The organism is Blautia sp. HCP3S3_C4 (genome assembly GCF_052064095.1).
Taxonomy (GTDB): domain Bacteria; phylum Bacillota; class Clostridia; order Lachnospirales; family Lachnospiraceae; genus Blautia_A.
This window is the reverse complement of the sequence record NZ_JBQHWF010000008.1, coordinates 13,490-37,909: the sequence shown is the minus strand read 5'-3', so window position 1 is coordinate 37,909 and position 24,420 is coordinate 13,490. Positions and strand designations below refer to the sequence as shown.

Annotated in this window: 23 protein-coding genes; 3 read left to right on the top strand and 20 right to left on the bottom strand. The window is 40.5% G+C overall.

The window, feature by feature from the left end:
* Positions 1-98 precede the first annotated feature (98 nt).
* From ACTNC6_RS08785 to ACTNC6_RS08770, 4 genes are all read right to left on the bottom strand, one after another.
* Complete coding sequence (locus ACTNC6_RS08785; protein WP_441043893.1) at positions 99-1,331, bottom strand: ABC transporter permease; 1,233 nt, start codon at positions 1,329-1,331, stop codon at positions 99-101.
* Positions 1,324-3,156, bottom strand: a complete 1,833-nt coding sequence (locus ACTNC6_RS08780; protein WP_441043892.1) for an efflux RND transporter periplasmic adaptor subunit — start codon at positions 3,154-3,156, stop codon at positions 1,324-1,326. The genes ACTNC6_RS08785 and ACTNC6_RS08780 overlap by 8 nt, the downstream gene beginning before the upstream one ends.
* Positions 3,157-3,181: 25 nt before the next feature.
* A complete protein-coding gene (locus ACTNC6_RS08775) occupies positions 3,182-3,913 on the bottom strand; it encodes an ABC transporter ATP-binding protein (RefSeq protein ID WP_008708059.1) in 732 nt (243 codons plus the stop codon).
* 167 nt (positions 3,914-4,080) lie between these two features.
* Positions 4,081-5,472, bottom strand: coding sequence for an aminopeptidase (locus ACTNC6_RS08770; RefSeq protein WP_441043891.1), 1,392 nt, complete (start codon positions 5,470-5,472; stop codon positions 4,081-4,083).
* 238 nt (positions 5,473-5,710) lie between these two features.
* Between ACTNC6_RS08770 and ACTNC6_RS08765 the strand changes: the two genes are divergently transcribed.
* Positions 5,711-7,390, top strand: a complete 1,680-nt coding sequence (locus ACTNC6_RS08765; protein WP_441043890.1) for an ABC-ATPase domain-containing protein — start codon at positions 5,711-5,713, stop codon at positions 7,388-7,390.
* A gap of 317 nt (positions 7,391-7,707) precedes the next feature.
* Here ACTNC6_RS08765 and ACTNC6_RS08760 read toward each other — a convergent pair whose 3' ends face one another.
* The 4 genes from ACTNC6_RS08760 to ACTNC6_RS08745 all read right to left on the bottom strand — a co-directional run bounded on the left by ACTNC6_RS08760 (position 7,708) and on the right by ACTNC6_RS08745 (position 10,530).
* Complete coding sequence (locus ACTNC6_RS08760) at positions 7,708-8,856, bottom strand: tyrosine-type recombinase/integrase (protein ID WP_441043889.1); 1,149 nt, start codon at positions 8,854-8,856, stop codon at positions 7,708-7,710.
* Between the two features lie 493 nt (positions 8,857-9,349).
* On the bottom strand, positions 9,350-9,646 hold the full coding sequence (locus ACTNC6_RS08755; protein ID WP_441043888.1) for a hypothetical protein: 297 nt from the start codon (positions 9,644-9,646) through the stop codon (positions 9,350-9,352).
* On the bottom strand, positions 9,633-9,980 hold the full coding sequence (locus ACTNC6_RS08750; protein ID WP_441043887.1) for a hypothetical protein: 348 nt from the start codon (positions 9,978-9,980) through the stop codon (positions 9,633-9,635). The genes ACTNC6_RS08755 and ACTNC6_RS08750 overlap by 14 nt, the downstream gene beginning before the upstream one ends.
* 226 nt (positions 9,981-10,206) lie before the next feature.
* Positions 10,207-10,530 (bottom strand): hypothetical protein, encoded by a 324-nt coding sequence (locus ACTNC6_RS08745; protein ID WP_441043886.1) that lies wholly within the window; start codon positions 10,528-10,530, stop codon positions 10,207-10,209.
* Between the two features lie 324 nt (positions 10,531-10,854).
* On the opposite strand from ACTNC6_RS08745, the gene ACTNC6_RS08740 reads away from it, so the two are divergent.
* Entirely contained in the window at positions 10,855-11,070 is a 216-nt protein-coding gene (locus tag ACTNC6_RS08740) for a helix-turn-helix domain-containing protein (RefSeq protein ID WP_055066188.1), read from the top strand.
* 4 nt (positions 11,071-11,074) lie between these two features.
* Positions 11,075-12,418 (top strand): hypothetical protein, encoded by a 1,344-nt coding sequence (locus ACTNC6_RS08735; protein WP_441043885.1) that lies wholly within the window; start codon positions 11,075-11,077, stop codon positions 12,416-12,418.
* Between the two features lie 503 nt (positions 12,419-12,921).
* Here ACTNC6_RS08735 and ACTNC6_RS08730 read toward each other — a convergent pair.
* The 12 genes from ACTNC6_RS08730 to ACTNC6_RS08675 all read right to left on the bottom strand — a co-directional run bounded on the left by ACTNC6_RS08730 (position 12,922) and on the right by ACTNC6_RS08675 (position 24,418).
* The gene (locus tag ACTNC6_RS08730) at positions 12,922-13,626 is read right to left on the bottom strand and encodes a Rha family transcriptional regulator (RefSeq protein WP_441043884.1); all 705 of its coding nucleotides are present in this window, start codon (positions 13,624-13,626) and stop codon (positions 12,922-12,924) included.
* Between the two features lie 248 nt (positions 13,627-13,874).
* A complete protein-coding gene (locus ACTNC6_RS08725; protein WP_329285063.1) occupies positions 13,875-14,183 on the bottom strand; it encodes a hypothetical protein in 309 nt (102 codons plus the stop codon).
* A 33-nt stretch (positions 14,184-14,216) separates the two neighbouring features.
* Positions 14,217-18,203: a hypothetical protein gene (locus ACTNC6_RS08720; protein ID WP_441043883.1), complete on the bottom strand. Its 3,987-nt coding sequence runs from the start codon at positions 18,201-18,203 to the stop codon at positions 14,217-14,219.
* A 102-nt stretch (positions 18,204-18,305) separates the two neighbouring features.
* Positions 18,306-18,737, bottom strand: coding sequence for a hypothetical protein (locus ACTNC6_RS08715; protein ID WP_441043882.1), 432 nt, complete (start codon positions 18,735-18,737; stop codon positions 18,306-18,308).
* A complete protein-coding gene (locus ACTNC6_RS08710) occupies positions 18,737-18,988 on the bottom strand; it encodes a hypothetical protein (RefSeq protein WP_288546861.1) in 252 nt (83 codons plus the stop codon). The genes ACTNC6_RS08715 and ACTNC6_RS08710 overlap by 1 nt, the downstream gene beginning before the upstream one ends.
* Before the next feature lie 635 nt (positions 18,989-19,623).
* A complete protein-coding gene (locus ACTNC6_RS08705) occupies positions 19,624-19,908 on the bottom strand; it encodes a hypothetical protein (protein ID WP_441043881.1) in 285 nt (94 codons plus the stop codon).
* 589 nt (positions 19,909-20,497) lie between these two features.
* Positions 20,498-20,794 (bottom strand): hypothetical protein, encoded by a 297-nt coding sequence (locus ACTNC6_RS08700; protein ID WP_173744140.1) that lies wholly within the window; start codon positions 20,792-20,794, stop codon positions 20,498-20,500.
* 79 nt (positions 20,795-20,873) lie between these two features.
* Positions 20,874-21,107 carry a hypothetical protein gene (locus ACTNC6_RS08695; RefSeq protein WP_441043880.1) on the bottom strand — a complete coding sequence of 78 codons (234 nt, stop codon included), beginning with the start codon at positions 21,105-21,107 and terminating at the stop codon, positions 20,874-20,876.
* A gap of 1 nt (position 21,108) precedes the next feature.
* Complete coding sequence (locus ACTNC6_RS08690; RefSeq protein ID WP_022380604.1) at positions 21,109-21,309, bottom strand: hypothetical protein; 201 nt, start codon at positions 21,307-21,309, stop codon at positions 21,109-21,111.
* A gap of 58 nt (positions 21,310-21,367) precedes the next feature.
* Positions 21,368-21,571: a hypothetical protein gene (locus ACTNC6_RS08685; RefSeq protein WP_302025365.1), complete on the bottom strand. Its 204-nt coding sequence runs from the start codon at positions 21,569-21,571 to the stop codon at positions 21,368-21,370.
* A gap of 262 nt (positions 21,572-21,833) precedes the next feature.
* Entirely contained in the window at positions 21,834-24,119 is a 2,286-nt protein-coding gene (locus tag ACTNC6_RS08680) for a VapE domain-containing protein (protein ID WP_441043879.1), read from the bottom strand.
* Complete coding sequence (locus ACTNC6_RS08675; protein ID WP_441043878.1) at positions 24,116-24,418, bottom strand: hypothetical protein; 303 nt, start codon at positions 24,416-24,418, stop codon at positions 24,116-24,118. The genes ACTNC6_RS08680 and ACTNC6_RS08675 overlap by 4 nt, the downstream gene beginning before the upstream one ends.
* Positions 24,419-24,420: the final 2 nt, after the last annotated feature.

Here is a 24,420-nt window from a genome sequence, read left to right as displayed (position 1 = left end):
TTGACCATTTTACTCTATACTAAAGCATTTGTCAACACCTTTTTTAAATTTTTTTATTTTTTTCTTTTATCCAATACAATTCATTATTTTGCAAAAATTCAGTTCCGTCTTAATGCCTCTATCGGACTCAGTTTTGCAGCCTTTTTCGCAGGATAAATTCCAAAGAATACTCCCACAGCACAGGAAAACAAAGTCGCCGCCATAATTGTACTCAGGCTGATTCCCGGAGTGATGGACATTCCCATACTACTGCTTATGATTGAACAGATTACATATCCGCCAATCACACCCAGAACAATTCCTATCACCCCTCCAATCACCGTCAGAATTGCCGCCTCTGCCAGAAACTGCATCATAATAGAAGAGGTTTTCGCTCCCAGTGACTTACGGATACCAATCTCTCTGGTACGTTCTGTTACGGAAACCAGCATAATATTCATAACGCCGATACCGCCAACCAGAAGGGAAATCCCCGCCACAAAGGAGATAAAAGCAGTCACCATATCCAGCATCTGATTCATAGAGCTCATAATATCCTGAAAGCTCTGTACCTGAAAGTAATCTTTTCCTGCACACTGATGTCTTTTTTCCATCAGTTTTACCACTTTGTCAGCAACATCCTGACTGTTTAAGCTCTTATCTGCCTGCATTGTTACTGAGAAAAAGTAATCGGATACACCGGTGAATTCATTCATTGTAGTATAGGGAACATTAATAGTCACCGGCATTCCCTCATAAGTATAACTGACAAAGGTTCCATTTTCTTTCTGGGTTGTCACCCCGCAGATATGAAGACTTTTGGTCAGTCCATAGCAGTTGACATCTACAGTCATTCCAACCACATCATCTGTGCCAAAAAGTCTTTTTGCATCTGCATCGGAAAGCACACAGACATTTTTTGCTTCCTGAACTTCATTTTCCCCGAAATATACTCCATGCTTCATGGTGGCATTATTTAACAGTTTCGCATCCGGTCCCTCACCTGTCAGCATAAGAGAAAAATTCCCCTTACCTGTGGTAGTTTCTCCACTGAATGAATCCGAAACATTTACTCCTTCTATACCGTCTACCGCCCGGATTGCTTCCACATCATCCGCAGTGATCCACTCCTCATCTGTCTGTGCCTCATCGCTGACACTGATGGCAATCTGCCCGCCGCCGATATCATCAATTTCACTGTTCATCTGGTTTTTGGTTCCTTCACCCACAGATACAATGGCAATTACAGAAGCAATACCAATGATAATGCCAAGCATAGTCAGAAAAGAACGTCCCTTATTTGCCATAATATTATGGACTGCCATCTTGATATATTCATACAGATTACTCATCAGCATCCTCTCCTGTCTGCTCAGGAACTGCCTGTACTTCCATTCCCTCTGTGTAATCACCCAGATCTGCGATTACTTTTTCTCCTTCTTTGATTCCATCCGTAATTTCCACATAATCCTCTGAGCTGATTCCTGTGGTAATATTTCTCTTTGTCACCAGTCCATCTTCTATCACATAGCAGAAGGAACCTTCTTTGCCGATATTGATCACTTCCACAGGAAGAGTCACCACATTTTTCGCAGAAGCCGCATAAATCTTAACCTTTGCATCTACCCCCAGGAAAATATCTTCATCTGGATCATCAATGCTTACTGTTGCTGAAATGACCGGCGTTCCTTTTTCATTCTGCACCGCAATATGACTCATTTTTGTTACAGTACCCTGATAAGTATTATCCCCCAAGGTAATCTCAACAGACTGCCCCTCTTTCACTGTATTGTAATCATATTTAGAGAGAGTCACATCCACACTTGCCTTGTCTGTATTCTCAATAGTAAACAGTTCCATCCCCTGAGTAACTGCTGCTCCCTGCTTAATATCTGCCTTGGATATGATTCCGTTAAATTCCGCGGTGATTCCTTTCTTTCCTTCCTTCACCAGCTCCTCGGCTGATTTTGCGTCCAGTTCGGAAAGATTATCCGTTACTTTCAGTTTCTCTTTTTCTTCTTTTGTCAGGCTTGTGGAATCTGCCTCTGCGATAGCTTTCTCAGAAGCCAGATCTGACTGAAGCTCTGCAAGTTCATCGCTTGCTGTCTCAAGCGCACTTTCCAGAGCAGAAGTATCCGCAGTTACTGTCCCGCCATCACTTCCACTGTAATCATATCCGGAGGAGGAAGAATCTTCCCCATCACTGTCATCTGCATCTGAACCGTCTGAAATTCCCCATGAGTAATCTGCACTGCTTTCTGTGAAATCAGAAAGTACCGGCATTTTCGGTGTCTGCTGCTTAAGATCATTATAAGTCTGCTGTGCCTGCTGCATTGCGAGCTGTGCCTGTGTTCTTGCAGCCTCCGCATTATCCAGAGCCTGTGTATTCTCATCTGAAGGGTCTGCCTGCCATGTTGCAAATGCCATCTGATATGTGGTGTCTGCCTGATTATAATCGCTTTGTGCCTGATTATACTGTGCATTCAGATCTGAGAGCTGCTGCTGGTACTGCGGAAGAGTCTCCGTTTTGTATGTATAAAGTGCGGCCTGATATTTACTCTGGATTTCCTCCTGTTTCTTTGCCTCTGCCTGGGCTTTTGCCTGAGCTTCCTGCTGCTGTGCCTGAGCCTGAGCTGCTACCTGTGCAGATGCCTGAGCTGCCGCTTCACGCTGTGCCGCTGCTGCTGCCGCTGAAATCTGTGATTTCAGAGACGAGACATAAGCCTTTTTATCCTTTATTTTCTTCTCAAGCTCCTGAACATTCTTTTTGGCATCCTTCTGCTTCTTCTCTGCTTTATCAGATTTATTTCTTGTATCTTTTGTATCGTACTTTGTTGATTTCAGATTCAGTTCTGCTTTCCGGTTATCTTTTTCCAGATCCTCTGTATTAAACTCGATCAGTTTTGTTCCCTTTTTTACCACATCGCCCTGGGAAAAAGAAACCGTTTTCAGTTCTGCATTTACAGGAGAATAATAAGTCTTCTCTTCTTCACTTCCCACTGTTCCTGTGGCATCTATGATTTCCTCAACATCACCCTTCTCTGCAGTTACCACCTGAATCTGCGGGATTTGATTTTCTGTAGAATTCCTCTGACCTGCTACTGTAACTCCGCCGGCAACAACGAGAACAGCTGCTGCTCCAATAATAATTTTCTTTTTACTTTTCTTTTTTTTCATAATATTTGTCTCCTTGTAACCGGGTTTATGCATCCAGCTGATTTTTTATATATTCTTCTTTCCCATAGTTTTTATTGATAAAATCTGACTCTATCTTTCCATCCATAATTCTGACTACACGCCTTGCCTGAGCAGCAATCCCATTATCATGTGTGATCAATATAACCGTTTTTCCCTGCTCGTGCATACTTTTAAGAATCTGAAGAATCTCCTTACTGGATGCAGAATCCAGATTTCCTGTAGGTTCATCTGCCAGGATCACCGGTGGCTGGGCCGCGATTGCTCTTGCAATAGCCACCCTCTGCTGCTGTCCTCCTGACATTTCATTTGGTCTGTGATCCATACGTTTCTCAAGCCCTACCATGGTCAGTGACTCTACTGCCAGCTTATGTCTCGTTTTTCTGTCTACCCCTCTGTAAACCAGCGGTAGTTCCACATTTTCAATTGCAGTCAGATTTGAGATCAGATTAAATCCCTGAAAAATAAATCCGATCTCCCGGTTTCTGACTTCTGATAGTTCATTATCTTCCATTGTAGACACATCAGTTCCATTCAGAAAATATTCGCCGGATGTAGGCACATCCAGACATCCCAGCATATTCATAAATGTAGACTTTCCCGAACCTGACTGTCCGATAATAGCAACAAACTCACCCTTATTAATTTCCAGATTAATATGATCCAGCGCCCGCACTTCATTCTCGCCGGGATTATATATCTTACACAAATCTTTTACTCTGATCAGTGCTTCCTCCATCTTTTCCTCCTCTCTCTTATAGCAATTCCACAAAAATTATTTTACGGAATTGCTATAGATATATAAAAGGGCAGGCTTCCGGTTCCCCAAAAGCTCTGCCCTTATCTGCGGAATCTGCAAGTCTCTGTTAATCAGAAACGATGCAGCCTCCCCAATTTCTTCATTTTTTATGCATCCAGTAAAAATGCTTTATATGCCTTCTTAGCTTCATAGACATCTGCTTTACTTGTGATTTCCCACGGTGCATGCATACTGAGCACTGCAACACCACTGTCAATGACCTCCATTCCATAGAGTGCAGCAATATATGCGATTGTTCCGCCGCCGCCTACATCAACTTTACCAAGCTCTGCTGTCTGGAATGCGATCTCATGGCTGTCAAAAATATTTCTGACTCTTGCCACATACTCTGCATTTGCATCATTTGATCCTGATTTCCCTCTTGCACCTGTAAATTTATTCAGCACAATACCTCTTCCGAAATAAGCTGCATTCTTTTTCTCAAATGCGTCTCCATATGCAGGATCGTAAGCAGCACTTACATCAGAAGAAAGCATGCTGGAATTCTTCAGTGCTCTTTTTAATTTCAGATCACTGTAACATCCCATTGCATCAAGAAGCTCTGCTGTCGCATTCTCAAAGAAACGGGACTGCATTCCTGTTGCACCTACACTTCCGATTTCTTCCTTATCTACAAGCAGGCAGCATGCGGTACGCTTCGGTGCTTCCATCTCAAGCATTGCAAGCAGGGATGTATATGCACAAACCCTGTCATCCTGTCCATAAGCAGCGATCATACTTCTGTCAAGTCCACACTCTCTTGCCTTTCCGGCAGGTACGATCTCCAGCTCTGCTGAAAGGAAATCTTCTTCTTCTATATCATATTTATCTTTGAGGATATTCAGTACGTTCTGTTTCACTGCTTCCTTCTTCTTATCATCCTCAAGATCCTTCAGCGGTCTGCTTCCGATCAGAATATCAAGGTTCTCACCCTCGATCACTTCTGAAGCTGTTTTCTGAAGCTGCTTTCCTGCAAGATGGATCAGAAGGTCTGTAATATAAACGATGGGATCATTCTCATCCTCTCCAATATTTACCTGAACTACGCTTCCGTCTTTCTTTGCCACTACTCCATGGATGGCAAGAGGAATGGTTACCCACTGATATTTCTTAACACCACCATAATAATGAGTGTCCAGATATGCAAAATCTGTATCCTCATACAGAGGATTCTGTTTGATATCAAGACGAGGGGAATCAATATGTGCTCCCAGAATGTTCATACCTTCTGCAATATCGTCCTGTCCAATATGAAACAGTGCAACGATTTTCTTCATTCCTACAGTATAAACTTTATCTCCTGCTTTCAGTTTTTCGCCTTTCGCAGCTTTCTCCTCCAGACATTCATATCCTGCTTCCTGTGCCTCTTTAATGATCTGTGTCACACATTCACGCTCTGTTTTACCTACATCAAGGAAGTTACGATATTCCTTTGCAACCTTTTCCAGTTCTTTTTCTTCTGCTTCTGTATAAGAAAGCCATGCATTTCTACGTTCCATTACCTGTTCCGCCTTTCTGCTCTCATCCGTATTTTTTCTTCCTCTATAGTGCATTCTATTATATAGTATTTCGCGTTTTATTATATAACATTGCAGAAGTTTTTTCCAGCTAATGTTACGTTACAGTAAACAGTAATCCTCTTATGGACAAACTACAGAATTTCGTCTATAGTAATATACATCAGCAGACATTCCGGAAATTGCGGATGTCTGATTTTTCAGCAGGAGGCAACTATATATGCAGAATTCAGAAGTACTGCGTCAGCAGCTTCATTCCATACACAGAAAAAGCTACCCGGCCTACAAGGGCTTAAAGGGCGCTTACCGCTTTGAAAATTTCATTCTTTCCATTGACCATGTCCAGGGAGATCCCTTTGCCTCTCCCTCCCATATCAGTATACAGATCTCTCACAGAGATTCTGTTTTTCCCAGTGAATATTACAAGGATGTACTTACCAGAACCACCCTGTGTGATTACCTGACACGCCAGTTCGAACAGCAGGTAAACCGCTACACCTTCCGTGCAAAGGGTTCCGGAAAAAGCGGTCTGATTTCTGTTAGTCATTGTGGTCAGGAAATCCTTTCCAGAACAGCCTGTGAGATTACAGGCAGAGGTATTACTGCTCGCTTTTTCATTGGTTTCCCAGCCAACGGAAGAACGATCAATGCCCTGGAGCTGGAGAAAATCCTTTTTGATTATCTCCCTGTCTGTGTACAGAAAGCATTTTTCTATTCCAGCACAAATAAAAAAGAACTCCGCAACTTTATGGAACTGGCTCTGGATCAGGAGTATATTCGTCAGGAACTTCTCCGCAGAAAGCTTACCGCCTTTGTAGCAGATGGTTCCATCCTTCCCAGAGAAAGCGGGATTTCCTCCCGTCCTATGAAAAACGCCATCCCCTTTTCCGCTCCGGAAAGCCTTCGGATCTCTATGGAGCTTCCTCACAAAGGTACTCTCACAGGTATGGGAATCCCACAGGGAATCACCCTCATTGTAGGCGGTGGTTATCACGGTAAGTCTACTCTTCTCAATGCACTGGAACTTGGCGTATACAACCATATCCCCGGAGACGGCAGAGAATATGTGATCACAGACTGCACTGCTGTCAAGCTTCGCTCAGAAGATGGACGTTTCATTAAGGATGTAGACATCTCCCTGTTTATCAATGACCTGCCCAACCAAAAGGATACCCATTGTTTTTCTACCCAGGATGCCAGTGGAAGTACCTCCCAGGCAGCCGGAATCGTGGAAAGCATGGAGGCAGGCAGCCATCTTTTTCTGCTGGATGAGGATACCTCTGCCACCAACTTTATGGTACGGGATGCTTTTATGCAGCAGGTAATACAGCGTGAAAAGGAGCCTATTACCCCCTTTCTGGAACGTGCAGGTGAGCTTTATAAAAAGGCTGGTATTTCCACTATCCTGGTAGCCGGAAGCTCCGGTGCTTTTTTCCATATTGCAGATACTATCATACAGATGGATAACTATGTACCCAGGGACATTACAGACTCTACCAAAGCTCTCTGTGCCAAATACCCTCTGCCTGCATTCTGTGCTCCCGCCTTCGCATCTCCACACAGTTATCGAATTATGACTAAAGCACCCCAGGATCGCCTGAAAACCAAAGTTTCCAAAACTGATGGCTTCTCTCTGGGCAGACAGGAGATTGATCTGCGTTATACTGAACAGCTCATTGACCCAGAACAAACGGCTACCCTGAGTCTTCTGTTAAAATATGCTGTAGAAAATATGATTAATGGAAAACGTACCTTATCTGAAATTGTCGAAGATCTTGAAAAAAAGCTAAAAAAAGAAGGAATGTCTTTCCTTTACGGAGACCGCCAGATTTCCTGCGGCTATGCCCTCCCCAGACTTCAGGAAATCTATGCCTGCTTTAACCGTTACCGTCGTCCCTGAGATTCTGAGTATCTGTGGATGCAGACAACACAAAATCCCCGCTCCTACAGCGATCTTGCCATAGGTGCGGGGATTCATCGATCATTTTACACTTTTATAGGGAAAGGAAAGATTTTATCTTAAGGTTCGTCACTCCCTTAAGATGTAAATATCATATCGCATAAATGTGAGAAAAATTTGTCTAATTTATAATAAAAAAATAAAATTTATAAAAAAACTGCAAAGAATGTTGATTTTACGGGATTCTTGGAATGCAGATTTTGGTTTTACCCCAATTATTACCCCAATCCGCTGATCTTATTCAAAAAAGGCAGCAGTTATAAAACTGCCACCTCACTAAATCCATTCTCTATTTGTTTCATTTCCTGCTGCTTTGTATTCGGAAGGACATGCGTATACAGATCTGCCGTCATAGCCAGACTACTGTGTCCCAGAATTTTCTGGAGTGTCTGCATATTCCCACCCTCTTCTATATATCGTGTCGCAAACGTATCTCTGAAAGCATGGTGGGTAAATCTCTCAATCTCTATGCCCTGCTGCCGGAGCCGTTTCAGAACATTATTGATAGAAAATGATACTGTAGCCGATGCTACCGCTTTAGCTCCATTACTCCCGATAAAAACATTATTGTCCATCTTCCTTGCATAAATCTCTCCATAAACTAAAGACATCTTAGTCCTCTGCATCTGCAGAACTTTTTTGATAGTGTCATTCATAGGAATATCGCGCTTGCTGGTGTCAGACTTTGGCAAAGTTTCTTCAATCCCGCCTCCCTCTTTCCAGCTCACGGTCTTGCTTACGTGGATCACGTTATTGATGTAATCTATATCACGCCACTTCAGGGCCATGATCTCATTGAGCCTCATTCCAGTGCACAAAGAAAAACAGAAAAATTCATAAAGCCATTCTGTCTTAGATTCCCGTATAAATGCCTGTTGTTCCTCCCTGGTTAATGCCCTATGTATAGTTTCACTTGCTTTTGGCCTATCGTCCGTCCTAAGGGGCTTTACATTGGCGGCAGGATTCTTAACAATAATTTCATCGTCAATAGCCGCATTCAACACTGTTTTTAAAACTACTATAACACCGTTGGTCATTGATGCACTTAACTTCTTTGATAGGTCCTGCTGTAGCTTTACTACTTCACGCTTCTCTATCTTCTGAATCTTAGTCTTTCCCAGAACCGGCTTAATATGGTTATTGTACTTTGACCTGTTTATTTTAAGGCTACTATCTTTGATCACTCCTATCCTGGACTTCTCCCACTCCTCAAAATATGCATCCAGTGTTATGTTCTTATTTGAATTGTACAGACCAGCTTTAATTTCCTCACGAATCCTAGCCTCGTTCTCTGCGCATTCTTTTACATTATGACCATAAGCGCTGTACCGCTTGCCATCTACAGTAAAACGTTTTTCGAATAAACCATTTTCCTTTTTTCGCATCCCTGATGGTATTCTTGCCATTATATCACCTGTCTTTCTATTGGCAATAGGGCAGCAGTCCGCCGCCCCTCTAATTACCCCAACAACCTTGAAACATAAGCATAGATTACTTTCAGCCAGTGAAGATCGTTACACTTCTGAATCAGTTTAATAGTTTCTTCTTTGTAATCCATATTAATATCCCCTGTTCTTTAATACTCTGGCAATGAATCTATAGAAGAATTCAAGCAGGCTATCATCGCTTACCTTCTGTAATATCTCAATAGTTTCTTTCTTGTAATCCATATTAGTACCCCCACTGCTTCTTAAATGAGACAATTACGTTATACAAAAATTTCAGAAATTTCTCGCTCTGGATTTCATTCAAGAGATTTCCAATTTCTTTTTTATAATCCATGCTATACCTCCGTACCACTATCCTATCAGCGTTTTCATGAATACATAGATTGACCTTAGCCAATAAATGTTATCTATCTTCTCCAACATCTCAATTATCTGCTTTTTGTAGTCCATGTTATGCCTCCGCCACTTTCACATTATCTTTAATCCGCTTTACCATCAGATAATTAGCAAGGTTATGTACTCTCTTAAGGTCTTCCAGATCATTCATCATTAAAGCATCTGTAATCAGCCAGAAACGCTCCTGATCTTCCTCTGGCAGTTCCATAAATACTTCATTGCTGGAACAAGCCACCTGAAAGAGTTCTGCCAGCTCATAGGTGTGCTGTAATGATCTTCTATCTTTGTTAGCCTGGACAACGTCCATAATTGCCTTTCTGCAAGGAACCTGAGTTAAATTACATTTCTCCATTGTTTTCTGCCTCCTGTTCCTTTTTAATCTGCTGGTTATAGCATCCTCTAACAAATCCAAAAGATAAGTCTAATAGTTCTACATCATCCATCCTTAACGCCATACTAATAATGTCTGACTGTCTGGACAGTACTCGAACCTGCTTACGACACACATTCCAACTTTCTTCCCAGTCTTTCGCCTCTTCCTTTGCTTCCTCGAGCTGTTTCTTGAGATCTGCGATAATCTCTGTTGCCATAACCACACCTACACCGTCTATTTCCTGTGCTGGAACACCTGTGGCCCGCATCACTTCTGTTTCTTCCTGTGTCATTAATACTTCCTTTTTACTCATATCTCATTCTCCTTATCCAGTTCTTTAATGTAATCGCATACCTTGGCAACCACAAAGCCACTGATAAAAATTGTAAGAACATCCATTACTGATATCATTTTGTTTGTTCCTTTCCTTTGTTGTCTGAGGGGAATGAGTATGTTATAATACGCACAACCCCTCAATTTAGCTGAATGTCGGGTTACTTTGCCTTTATCAGAGTTGCCGCTCTGGTAAGGGCTTTTTATTAAATTATTTCTACCTGAGACTTTCCAAAGAAACTTGCCTTGTATTCTGCGCCGTCTCCCCTGCTTCCCCAGATAAGAGAACATCCGAATAATGCCTTGGAACCATGAACCACTTTATATCCCAGTTCTTTCCATTTAGCAAAAGTATTCGTCTCTTCAGTGATTCCTGCTGCCTGCTTCGCACTTTCGATACGCTTTGCATTGATTTCCTCAGCCTTTGCGCTCAACCATGCTCTATGAAGAGCTTCTGCAAAGCGGATGTCCTTTGTCTTGCGGTAAATCTTCCATGCTTTCAGCATGATCTTTGATAAGTTGTACTTCATGTTCTTATCCCTCCTTTTATCGGAATTCCCAACAGCCCCGGCAGGTCTTAAAGCTATCTAAGGTTTCTCGACCATCTCATTATCCCCTTACCCTTACCCGATGTTATGTTAGTGTCTTTGGTACATCTTACAATCACTTCATTTTCACTCTTCGCTGTTGTCTGTTCCCTTGAACTGATTATAGTATAAACATTTCTGTTTATAATGTCAATAGTTTTGTTTAAATAATTTCATTTCTTTTTTCCACTTTAATGTTGTCTTTTTAAATATTATCGTTTATAATTTATTTATATATCAAACATCAAATATTAGAGGTGAATTATTATGGCAGTTTCAGAACAGGTCAAAATATTATGTGTCAAACTCGGTATAAGTGTATCTGAGCTTGCTCGCTTATATGGTTCAAGTCCTCAAGCATTTAACCAAAAATTAAAGCGAGAGGGATTTACTCCAGCAGAACTCAAAAAAGTAGCAGAAGCAGCAGGATGTATCTATCAAAGTTCGTTTATTCTTCCTAACGGGGATAAAGTAACCGATTAATAACATGAAATACTCTCATACTCAAATTATAAAAACTAATTTCCCATTATGGGGCATTCCGCATACTGATCCTATTTATATTCTGGTTCCGTCTTCTATAGTAAATTCCGGAAAATCAGTCGATTACTATAACAATTCTGTTAATTTTTCAGAGATAGATAAAGATATCAGGCGCGGATTATACCAAATAGTAGCACCTATTCCTGATACAAATACCAAACAAATTTTCGAATCGTATATATTAGGATTAAAGAGTCTTCTTGAAAATTGTAATTATCAAGTTTTTAACGTTTGGGACTATGGATTGTTATATATTATTGAAAATACATTAATCCTTTATATTTCTATAAATATCGAATTTACTAATTCACTTGTTGTTGAAGAAATATTCGATGCTGGACATTATGATTTCGGAATAAAAAAATACACTCGCACAATTCCCTTGTGCTCTTACTGGGGATTTAATGGTATTTTGGGCTATTCAAATCCATATCACATAAGTAAGTATGAACTAATTAACACTGCGTTTCCTAATCTACAAATAAATGATTTATACAACAAATGGGAGGGAATTCCGTATTCTTATGCACTATTCGATCTTAAAGAAGAGCCTTATCATGGGATTGCAATTCGTCATACCAATGCGAAACAAACTTTAAAAAAAATATATGACATTGGTTCAGATCTCTTGTTTGCCTGCGTTACATGTTCTAACCCAAAACACTTCAATACCTGGGCAGGATTAAAATATTTATTTACTTTTAATTCCGATATGCATACTGTTTTAACTGGTCGTTTGAATGGTACTTTTGATATTTCATGGAGAAAGAAAAATTTAGGAAATGGAAAACTCGGTATCGAAGAAAAAGGAATGTCATTTTGCTGGCTCACTGCATATATGAAATCTTATAATGATGTAGAATTATTAAAATCCATTGAAAAAGGAATGTATGCAGATATTGATTTATATGAATATTCAATTCCAGAAAACAAATGGAAATCAGAGCAACTTATGTTTCAATTAATAACCCAAATGTTTCCTAAAAAACCTGTTTACTATCAATATCGTGCCGATTTCTTAAAACAAGGAAACAGTCAATTGAGTTATGACGTTTTTATACCAAGTCTTCATCTAGCTTTTGAATATCAGGGGAAGCAACATTTTGAACCTATTGATTTTTTCGGTGGAAAAGATGGCTTTGAAAAACAACAATGGCGCGACAAGCAGAAACTCAAACTCAGCATTGAAAATCATATAACTCTTGTATACATCAATTATTGGGATGACTTAAACATTCAATTAATACAGCAACGAATCAAAGAAGCCCAGCGTAGAAATCAAATATAGTATATTTATCCAGGCAGCCAGTAGAGCGGCTGTGGTTCCCCTGATCCTGAGCCTTGACAGGAGGGGATGCTTATGAGCGATTACGAGATATTTATGATAATCCTGACAACAGCCAGCTTAATTGTATCTATCCTTACATACACACATAAGAAATAGCCGCCCTGCTCTCTGGTAAAGAATAGGCGGCTACGTCTTAAACATATATCTTGCCAGGACGGGGAACCTTGACTTCCCTTACTGGCTGTCTTGATAAGTATATTATATGCCAGCCCCCAGAATTTGTCAATTTCCATTTGCCCACACTCTCATCTGCTGCCGCTTCGCCTATTCAATTTATCGGGATCCATTCTCGGCATTTCCCTTATGCTTTCCACACCGTTCATTGCTTTGTAATAATCGTCTATTTTTCTTTATTCTACCTTACCCTATACAAATATACCCTTGCACTGTTTCCATCCATTTTCACATTATTTCATGCCTGTACTCTGGACAAATAAAACATTTCACGCCGTACACTGTAAATACCGCATAGCTTCCAATCGATTCTTGCAGTCCTGGTAAATATCTTTGTAATTACGTCCTGCTGCCATGCCAGTTCTTAAAGTATGCGCTATCAGATGTTCCACCAATGACAGATCATCTAACTGACTTCCGGCAGCAGTTGTCTTGTCAGTGATTCCTACACTCTTATATGCCAGTCTGGTATAATTGCTGTAATAGTGATCTGCGTGAGTGCTTCCCTGCGCTCTGGCATATTCCACAAATTCCTTGATAACATCCGTCTCTGCTCTTCTGGTGATCCTCTCTTCCTGATCTGCTATCTGATAAGCAGCAGTATTCTTTTCATAAACAAGTCTTTCCATCCGATTGAACGCATCAATATACTTCCATTTCCAGGCATCCACTTCTTTTCCAGTAAAACCAAATGCCAGGAACACAAAGCCATCTTTATTTAACAAATACTTTTTATTATATTTTCCGGAAGCATCTTTATACTTAGATGGCTTGATGCACTGAACGCAATTTTGCGTTGAGTCATTTGCCAATAAATTCTCTATTGCTCTAATGACATCTGAATGCCTTTTTCCAAATTTCTCCGCTACCTGTAAACTATCACATACTGCTTGTTCATTTTTAAGATATACTAAATCGTCTATAACAACGCTCCTTTCCGCTCTGCAATTATTTTTCCGAGCTATATAAGCCAATACTTCAAGTTTTTTCAAGTTCTATTTTGGAAATAACTGTACTGTTATGGGGCTACATATAAAAAATCTCAACATTTCTAGTAAATATGTTATTGCTTTTCGGCTATATATGCAGAAATGCAATCTTTTTCCAACATAATGCTGTTTCTCACGCTTCCCTCACGCTTCGTTATCCATTCGCGTGTATTATATACAGCCCCATATCCTTACAGTACCGTAATATTTTCATCTAATTTTCCATTCTATTGCTAAAATGGATATCTTCCGCATGCCTGTAGTGCAGATCTGAATAATGCCAGTGTTTTTCGTTTATATCCATAAACATCTGCATGGCATTTGTAATTCTGATCAATCCCTTTTCTGGCAAGGACCTGAAATGCCACGCCCTTGGATATACTGTAAAAGAGATCATCTTCAACCATAGGATTGCATTCATGCGCACATTGTAACAGCAGAAGCTTGTCCGGCAGTTCCAGATCCAGACAATACTGCTTCAGCTGTTTTTCCTCTCCCTTTTTAAATCCATAGTCTGCATAAGTTGCTTCTCTAGTCCGCATAATTTCTTCCTCCTTGTGTTATTTTTTATTTGTTTAGCCTTCAAAGATTCCGAAGCCCGTCCGGTTCCTGTATTGTCCGTTCTGATCGCGAAGCCAGCGAATAAACTCATGACCATCAATGTTAAGCGTGATGTACTGAGGAGAATTTCCGCCATTGTTTCCGGATTCTCTCAAAGCGTCCATCATTGCCTGCTTCATCGTTGAAAGAGGAGATACAACCTCTGTCTCACGTTTATTATCGCCAAGGATTGCAGCAAACTCTCCGGAGTTTCGCGGCACAACTGTACCTTTTGCCAGGTACGGAATCTGTGGTGCTGTCATAGCAGGCATTCTATAGCTTCGAATGCTTCTGGCAATTCCTCCAGATATACTGGATGTTGAATGGCTTTTTCCTATATTCCGAAATATATTGTTAATCCTGTTGACAATCGCCTGGGCATTATTGTATAAGACAGTCGCCGCTGACATCATTCCGTTATTCATCTCGATTAGGAAGTTATAACCAATGTTGTATAAATTACCTATGCTGTTACTGATACGGGCACGGAAATCTCTGAAGAACGCAAATGTTGATGAAAAAGCAGCATTCAGTTTATCTCCAAATCCATGACCACACCAGTCCGCCAACTGTTCAAACCATCTGGACGGTGAATGTGCATCAACAGCTGTCTGAGCCGGTTCCTTGACCGATTTTTCCATCATATCTGTTACAGATGCATTCACATCCGGTGAGACTTCTTCGATTCCCTTTTGAAATCCCTCGCCGGCGTTCTTTCCCAGCTCTTCTCCATCGGATTTTGCTTTGGACTTTGCATTTGTTGTATCTACGCTTGCCAATGCGTCTTTATATGCATCCCTAAGCTTCTTATTCTCCAGCAAGGCCCTTGTATAACCAGTTATAAAATAGCCTCCCATATCCCAACCAATCTGTTGTTGTTCCGGAAGTGCTTCCTGAATTCCAGTTTTCAGCCCTGCATCTAATGTGGATTTCGTTTTTTCCTTCAATGTTCCTGTCGAATCTTCTATTCCTTTTCCGTACTGGACCATCTGTCCATTTGCCAGTTTATAGAACCCATCTTTATCAGGATTAAGGCCCTTATTTACGATTTCTTCATGAATTGCAATAGCTTTTTCTCCAAGAATCTGTTTTCCATTTTCCCAGATACCGCCCATCTCATCAATCGCATTGGCGGATTTCAAGATTAGGTCCGCAAAGCTTACCTTGTCTGTCGCAGTCTGCAGGGAATCCAGTTTTTCAATCAGGGAGCTTGTCTCTGTATCCTGTATTGCCTGAGAGAAAGTTTTTGTTTTCCCGGTTGCTTCGTCAATAGCTCCTGTAGAATTTGCCATTACAGCATATAATTCACTCAGATTCACATCTGTGTTTCCTATAGAGCTTGCAAGCTGATTGGAAGATACTCCCGCCTCTACCAATGCATCCCTGAGTTGGCTGATAGTCCCCGCCGGTGATGTATCAGAAGAAATTGCACCGACCTTTTCATAAAGCTGCTGCATAGCTTCTCCTGATACAATGCCCTGCTCCTTAAGGTCCTCCAATACAAGCTGAAAGTTTGAAAGCAGTTGTTCTGTACTTTTCAGCTCATCATTACTGGATGTCGTTTTCTCAGAAGCCGTAGCACCTGCTGCTACACCGATTCCTATCGCAGAAGCAAATTTTAAAAATACGCCGCCTGCTTTCAATGCAGTAATTGCTCCACTCACGCCATCTGAAGCAGCTGTTGTAAAAAGTGCCTTGAACGCCTTTGTTAATATTCCAATCAGCTTCGCAGAACCAAACGCAACGACCAACCCATCTACAAATCTGCCTGCCGGCGTTCCTGCCAGTCCAGACAATAACCCGCCTATGGCATTTATCATGACTGTGGCAGCAGTTTTCAATATCTCTGTCCATGGAAGTTCCGATAAAAATTCCCCTATACCTTTTCCAAACTCCTGAAAATTCTCAAGAGTCATTACATCAGTCAGTGTTTCGCATAACTTCTCAATAAACTCGCCAAGCGCCGCTCCATTTGCTTTCCAGTCCGTTTCTGTCAGGAATGTAGTTATTCCATTTTTGATATTATCGGCAAAACCAGTCCAGTCAAATGTAGCTGTAAAGTTCTGCAGGGATGTGAAGATTCCATTGATTGAAGTTGCAAGAGTATCGCTTATCTCGGCAAGGTCTATACGATGAAAAGCACCATTCAATGTCTCCGCCAGGGATGTTCCTATGCCGGCCCAGTTTAATTCATGTACCGCTCCGTTTAATGTGTCCCAGAGAACCATCACACGATTACCAAAGAACCGTCCGACCTCTTCCCACGATATTGTATCCATAAGGCCATTAACAGCTTCTGCAATACTTTTTCCCAGATTCTTAAAATCTGTTTTTTCCATGAGCAGGTTCATTGTCCGGACTATTGTGTTCAGACCCTCGCCTATGGTATTTCCCAGATATGTCCAGTCAATCTCATCAACCATGGAATTGAAGATACTTGTGATCGCATCAACGCCCTTTTCAATCTTCTTGCCTACATTGTCCCACCGGATTGCTTTATTGACCTTTTGCAGACCCTTATTAATCTGACTTCCAAGAAGTTTCCCGATGCCCTTCCAGTCCTGCTTTTTGATCATATCTTTGATTCTGTCCGCAAAGTCCTTAATCTTGCTTTTTATGGGAACATCTTCGAACATATCTTTTGGTAAAAGCGTTGGTGTCTCCACATTTGACAGATCACTTATTGTATCGGTAGTATTCCCCCCGATCACATTCAGTTCATCAAAGGAAGCAATGTTCTTTTTCGTTGCTTTTGCTAACTTTTGTTGCTCTTTTGCCTGCTTATTTGCAGCTGTAGCAGCTTTTTTAGAAGATGCCGAAGTACTGTCTAAAGACTGTGCATAGTCCTGTTGTACAGCTTTCGCCTGTGTAAATGTTGTCTGTCCGGTAAGAGCAGCAAAGAACATTCCTACGGATGTAGCCGCCTGCGAGCACATATCAATGAGTTTTGTGAGTATCGGCGTTATCACTGTCAGAACCGGCACAAATGCTGTGGCAAGGCTATTTTTCAGTCTTGTCATAGAGGACATTAACTGTGAAAAGCTGGCATTTGTAGAATTGCTATACTGTGCGAGGTTCTGAAATCCCTCTTTCATCCCTTCAATAGCAGAATTTATAGCCCGAAATACGCCAGAGAACATCAGCGACATTCCCAGCATTTTTCCCAGACCTGCCTTGGAACGTTTTGTCTGCTTATCGAAATTAAGCATAGATTCCACTGCTTTTTTCATAGCAGAGACCATGCTTTTTACAGCCGATCCTGCGCTCTTTAAAGCAGAGCCAATGTTCTTCATGACTGCACCTACACGTGCAGCAGCTTTCTGTAGATTCTGCATTGCCAGAACAAGCTTGTTGTTCTTTTTCTGATATTCCTCTACTTTTTTCCTTAGATTATTGTATGAAGAATATAACCTTCCGTTTGTACGTTCCAGCTTCTGCGATTCCTCGTTGTACTTCTGTAATGCATTCTTATAGGCATCTGTCGATTTAGGATCTATGTATGCGCTACCGGATACCTGCATCTCTTTCTGTTTGTTCTGCAGTTTTTCCATATCCATCCATATTTTATCCAACTGCTTATCCAGATCCTTAACAGGTCCAGAATCAACCGGGAATCCCATGTTGAGCCATTCACGTTGTTTAGATTCTACGCTCTCAAAGTCTGTCTCAAGAGCTTTGATCTGAGCTGAAATCTGCTTGTATTCTTCTGTTTCTGTCTTGCTTTTACCCAGCTCATCCAGCTTAGATTTTAATTCAGCAACTTTTCTTTCCTGCTTTTCATAGCTTTGATAAAGGCTGTCAACTGTTGCAATCTGCCTTTGAAATGAATTTTTTGCTGTTTCTCCCATTTTTGATACCTGGGCAGTAATTCTTGTCATTCCTGCCTTGATCGTATTTAATCCTTTGGAAAGATCTTCTGTCTGAATCCTGGTATCAATGATGATTGAGCCATCAGCTGCCATATTATCTACCTCCCGACTATTTGAGGTCAGGGTACCAGTTTCAAATTACCAGTACCGAGTTATAAATTAGAGCTATCCTGTTTCCAGAACAGCCCACCGTTTTTATTTTTCTTCGTCTTTTTTTGTGTATTTAGCAGTATATTTGTCAATTCGTTCCTGCTGCTTCTTTTCTCTTTCAGCTAATTCCTTTTCAATGATTCCGCCAATTACAGTGATAATCTGTTCGGCAAATGTCTGTCCATCTTCCAGAATTGTAAACGGATGAGTAATTTTAAAGAAGTTTTCCGATACAGGAGCACCGAACAGGAAATCAATCTTTTCCCCGGCCTCTTTCTCCAGCTCAGGTAGAATATCTTCCAGATCCTCCCCTTTCATTTTGTCGCCTACACTTGCGAAAAACGCCGCTGTCTCTTTATATCTGGTCAAGATTCCGGCATCTGTAGGAACAAACCGGAACACTCCCAGATCATTTCCATCCTGATCTACAATCTCATAGCTCTTAGCACCTGTATTAAATGTTATCTTCTCTGCCATTATTTATCGCCCTCTCCCTCATATTTCTGAAGTTCTTTTTCAAGTTTCCGAAGTTCTTTGTAATCCTGCGCAAGTTTTCTATATTTTTCTGCCATCTCTGGAAGGCCCTGTCTTAATGCTTCAATCGTTACAGAAAGCATTCCCGATGACTTCTCCAAATCATCAAGTGCCCGTCTGGCAGAAGCATTTATTGCCGCCTGAAGCTTGTCCTGTTCATATTTTCTACTTTTCTTCATTCTGATACGTCTCATTGTCTTTCCCCCTTACCGCATCATAAATAGCTGCTAATTCCATGACTGCAACCAACATCAACATGTTAAGTAAAATCATATACATCATCTCCTGTCCTATCGTGATACATATATTATCTCACATTTTGTGAGAACAGCTCTCTACCACTTTTGGGCGTTTTTGTTATTTCGACTGTTCATCGACAGTTCAAAGGTAACTGGCCTTTCGCAAAAATCACGATTCAATCTGATATTCTCGCTTGTTCCTCGCCTGTTCGAACGCTCCAAGTTCTCGCCGCTTCCTCGCCGCTTTAATTCCATTTCTCACGGGTTCGTCACGGCTTTGTGCGGCTTTCCTGCGGCTTCATTATCAATAACAGGGATCCTCAAAATAGTGGATACCCCTTTTTATAACTTTTCACTGCTTCCTCACTGCTTCAATCAGACCAATACCGTAAAAATCAGTAATAACGCATGACCGTAAATGACCGTATTTCTCATAATGGGTCTTTTATTAAGCCGTAGGTTCGGCAGCAGGATTTTTATTAAATACTGGCATCATCTCTTCTCTCTATTTTATCGGCTCATTTAACCTTTTTCTTCCTTTACCCTTACAACTTTACCTTAGTTGCATTACAATTGGTTTTTGCTCTGTTTTATTCCCATACTCCTGTATTTTCAGATATATTGTGGCTTAGCCTTTCCCTCATCTGCTGACGCTGTTCCTCTGTATACTGTTTCGGAGGAGAAATCCGGATCCAAGCTACCGGAACATGAGCACAAATACTTCCGTCCTCATTATCCGCAATGATCTGACACTCCTCAGGATGTTTCTCTGCCAGCTTGCGGATTACAGATTTATACCGGCCCTGAGAGAATGTCAATGTTGCTTTGGTACCATTGGTCATAAATTCAATTGCATTTTCATTACATCTATTCATAAAAATCTCCTTTTTGTTTGTCTGTTGTTCGATTTCTCTCTGTTCGTTCTCTGTTCAACAATACTAAAACGGTTATTTCTCGGAGTTCACTCGGAGTTCGCTCTGAAATTACGCCCCGACTTTTAGGGACTCCGAAATCTCCGAATACCACCCGCGCGTAATCGTGTCATTAAATTCCCTGCATTTTCCATCCATATACCGAGAAATATTAGGTTTTTTAAGGTTTTGCCTATATATACAAAAATGTTAGCTTTTGTTAGGTTCCATGATCCTATACAGAAAAATCATGAGGTTTTCATGGAACGCCTCCGCCTATATGAGCCAAAATACTAAGATTTCGGATATATATGCAGAAACCTTAGCATTTCTTAGCAACCTACTTCCTCACTATATCCTCTGAAACTCCACGTTTTTCCAAGATGTATTCCCTATACAGAGAAACAGACGGTTTTGACAGGTTGCCGATCCAAGAAGATGTTAATATATGTTAATGTTTTCGGCTATATATGCTGAAATCGTAGGTTTCCGTAAGTTTTCCCATATATAGAGTGATATGTGGAGTTTTGTCAGGTTCTGCCAGCATCGTCTACTACAAATCTACTGTTTTCACCAGTAAATCAAATTCATGAAGTGCTTTCCGCTTATAACCATAAAAATCATTTTCAGTGCATGGAAGTTCGCATGAATTGCTGTTTTTGAATATCTGGCGATATCCCACGCTTTCTGTAAAACTCTTTACCAGATGCGAGGCAAGAAATTCATTTGCCCTATTGCATGCTTCGATTACTAAAGAATAATACTGTTTATCTTTTACCATTTCTTTGAGTTCTGCTGCCCGTCCCGGCGTAATCCCATAATCTTTCAATTTCATTTTTCTGATGCTCATTGGTATAGAGTCCTCCTGTCCTGTTTGTGGTATAATAGCTTACAGAAAGACTCACCCCTTTTATATGGTCCTGTGTCAGTTACTTTGACTGATACAGGACTTTTGCTTTGCGCTCCAGATCTGACACGACATTACACAAAATATCCCGGCACAACTGGCAATTATATTGTGATTCTATTTTGTGAAGATCATCTACCAGCTTTGACCAGTATGTATCATCCTGCGGATTTCCCGGCGGATAGTGTTCCCTGTATGCCCGCCAGGCAGCAGTGAATATGTCATAAATCGGCTTTAATTCCTTTGTATTATCCACTTTACTCCTCCGGCATGATATACGCTTTTTCTCCTGCTGCATACTTTTGAAACATATCATTCAACACTTCTTTCGCGCGTTCTGGACTTGCATATTCCGCAATACCAAAATCACCCTCACAAATACGGTTCTTACTTACATAACTGATATACGTCATTTTGAAATTTAAAACTCGTGTTTTATCCTGTGTCATGATTTTCATGATTATTGTCCTTTCTGGCGGATTACCGCCTATAATTATCGTTTCCCCTATGATTAAGTTACTCCTCTGTATATTTCACTAATTCAGCTCCAAACAAAACTGAATCAACATATATTTTTACAACGTTTCCTGCTTTATTTACAAGCTTCATAGTTACATTCAGCCCCCTTGAATCTGATTTCACTTCATCTACTGTAAATCCTTTCAAACTTTCTAAATCAGCTACTGAATATACCGACTGTTTCTTTAATTTTTTTGACATATATTTTTCCCTTTCCGGCGGTAAACCGCCTATAAAATCCGTTACAAAACCAAACTACAAACTACAACTACAAACTACAACTACAATCGTTCCAAAGAGTTTAAAGTTTTCCTTATATACTCTTATATCCCATATTATTATCTTTTATATATTTCTTTTTATAGAATGTAGTTTTTGTAGTTATTGTAGAAAAGCCCATAAATGCTGGGGTTGAGCAGACTACATTCTAACTACAAAGTTGACTACATTCTTTCAAGATCGCCTACTCGAACGGTATTTCCATTTGTTCTTGTTTAGGAACTGGCACAAAGTCAGAAGAGTTTGTAGTTTTTTCCGGTTCAGTTTGTAGTAACATCTTCTGAAACCCTCTCTGACTTCCATACTTAGGAAATTTGCGTGGAGTTTTCATTCTTCGCCATCCTGGTACCTTTGCAATAATACTGTTTATTTCCGATGTCTGATAACTTTTTGGCGAAATGCTTTCTTCCAATGCTTCAAACCATATTTCTCTTGCACACACCTGAGTTTTACCTTCCAGGTATTCCTGAATAATCCCCCGCTTGCCATCATCCGCCATATTCGCCTCTTGAAGTTCCTTTGCCTCTTGCATATATGCTTCTGGAAGTATCAGCTGTGGCTTCTCATTTTTCCAAATATGTACAGCCTCAGCCCAAGCCAGCTTGATTGCATCCATGATTTCTGGCACAAAAAGACTTTTTGATGGTTTCTTAACGCCTGTCTGGACAATTAGGAAACGCCTATTTCCCGTTTCATCCTGTAGGAAATCATCTTTATTGGTAGTTCCGGCGAATACACACTGTCTGTAAAATGTGTCTGCCCGCCGCTCATAAGGAATCCTGTATTTATCCTGCGTTGCGGTCAAAAACCTTTTTACACTCTCAACGCCTCCTGCAGTCCGGGCCAGTGACTTTAATTCTGCAAGTTCGATGATCCAGGATCCTGTAAGGGACTGTACCGCCTTGTCTGAATCCAAACTGTCCAAGGAGTCATTAAACCATGAATCATCCATTGCCATTTGCTTTAAAAATGTACTCTTGCCAATTCCCTGTGAGCCTTGTAGAATCATAGTATAATCAAATTTGCTTCCAGGTTTATACACTCTTGAAACAGCTCCTAGCATCCATAAGCGCATTACCTGGTATGTATAATCAGAATCCTCTGCTCCAAGATATTCCGGCAGCAGGCTTCTTATATGCTCTTTTCCATCCCATGTAAGGGAATCCAGTAGTTCTCTTACCGGATGGAATTTATTGCGCATAGAAACATTTTTCAGCGCATCTGCGAAGTCTTGCCGACTTTTAAGCCCATAATCAGCCTGTATCAGCGCAAACAAAGCTGAATCATCATGGCTACTCCATGCTCTGCAATTATTCTCATTCTCCCATGGCACATTACCATATAGATAAGGTTGCTGTGCAAACTCATTAAGACGGATTTTCCCGGCGAAACGGCTGTCTTTATCCATAACGATTTCAAAATTATGTACAAGCTGTTTTACGCTTTTTACATTTCCATCTTCATCATAGTTGCAGTCGAGGAATTTAAAGACTAATGCCTGACCTCCAACTACTTCGTCCTTACTTTTTTGTGTTACAGTTCGTTTTTTACCTGTATCCTGCTTCTGATCTTGCTGAACATCTGTGCAAATGCTCTCTGTATCATCAACATTCCTTATTAAATTTTCAAATTCTTCAACAGTATGTCCCTCTTCAAAATAATCAGTTATATCTGCTTTTGGCACCTCTGGCATTGGTTTTATAATGCTTACATTATTAGCAATTAACTGCAAATCCTGCATAACCTGATAGGCTAATTGTTCTCCTGGCTTATCATTATCAGCTAAAATAATCACATTTGCTTGTCTTACAATTTCAGAAACACCCTTTTTCCAATCTCCTGAACCACCACAAGTAAATACTGTATATCCCCTTTTCATCAGAGTATTTACATCTTTTTCGCCTTCCACATAAAAGATTGTTTCCTGATGATCTATTGCTTTCTGAATCGCAAAAACAGAGCTACCATAAATGGCCAGAATATCTTTCGCTTTTTTACCTTGCAAACCAAGAATAAAACGATCACCATTAAACCTACCGTAAATTAACTTCTTTTTCCCTGCTTTATCCTGCAATCGGACCTTAGTATAGGCATAAACTGCTTTTCCACTTTGGTCAGTCAAGAAATAATCATAATGCTCTATATATTTAGCATTAAATTTTCGTTCCAGATATGCTATCCAAGCTTCTTTAACAGTATTTTTCCCTATTGGCGAATCCTTAATATTAAAAGCGGATTTAAGTTCTGCTATCGCTTCTTTAAGCGTGTAACCTCTCACATGAATCATTAAATCAAAAATATCTCCGTCAACATTTCTTCCGAAATCATGGAATCGGTTGTCCTTATATAACTGAATGCTTGCAGTTCTTTCACCCGGAAACTTACGTTTTCCATATTCTTCTACCAAACCCAAGTAATCTGCTACAGCACTGATAGATATCAAGTCCTTTATCTCTTGAAGATTGCTCAACAGTCATCACTCTCCAATTCTTTTAATAAATCCCTTGCACTTTCCAGAGCTTTCAATGTATTTTCACCTCTATTCTCTAAAGTACGAATAAACTTTCGGATTTCCATCGTGTCTCCTGCTACAGGAAGATAATATCCTCCAGGCGGAGTTGTGTTTGATAATATGACTTTGCCAGCCTTGCGTTCTGCTTCAATCTGCTTTTGCAACATTCGAACACTGGAAAAATGACATTTCACAGTAAGATACTCTGGCGTTAATGCATTTTTTTTACCTGGTAGCAGATGTTCATATACTCCCATAG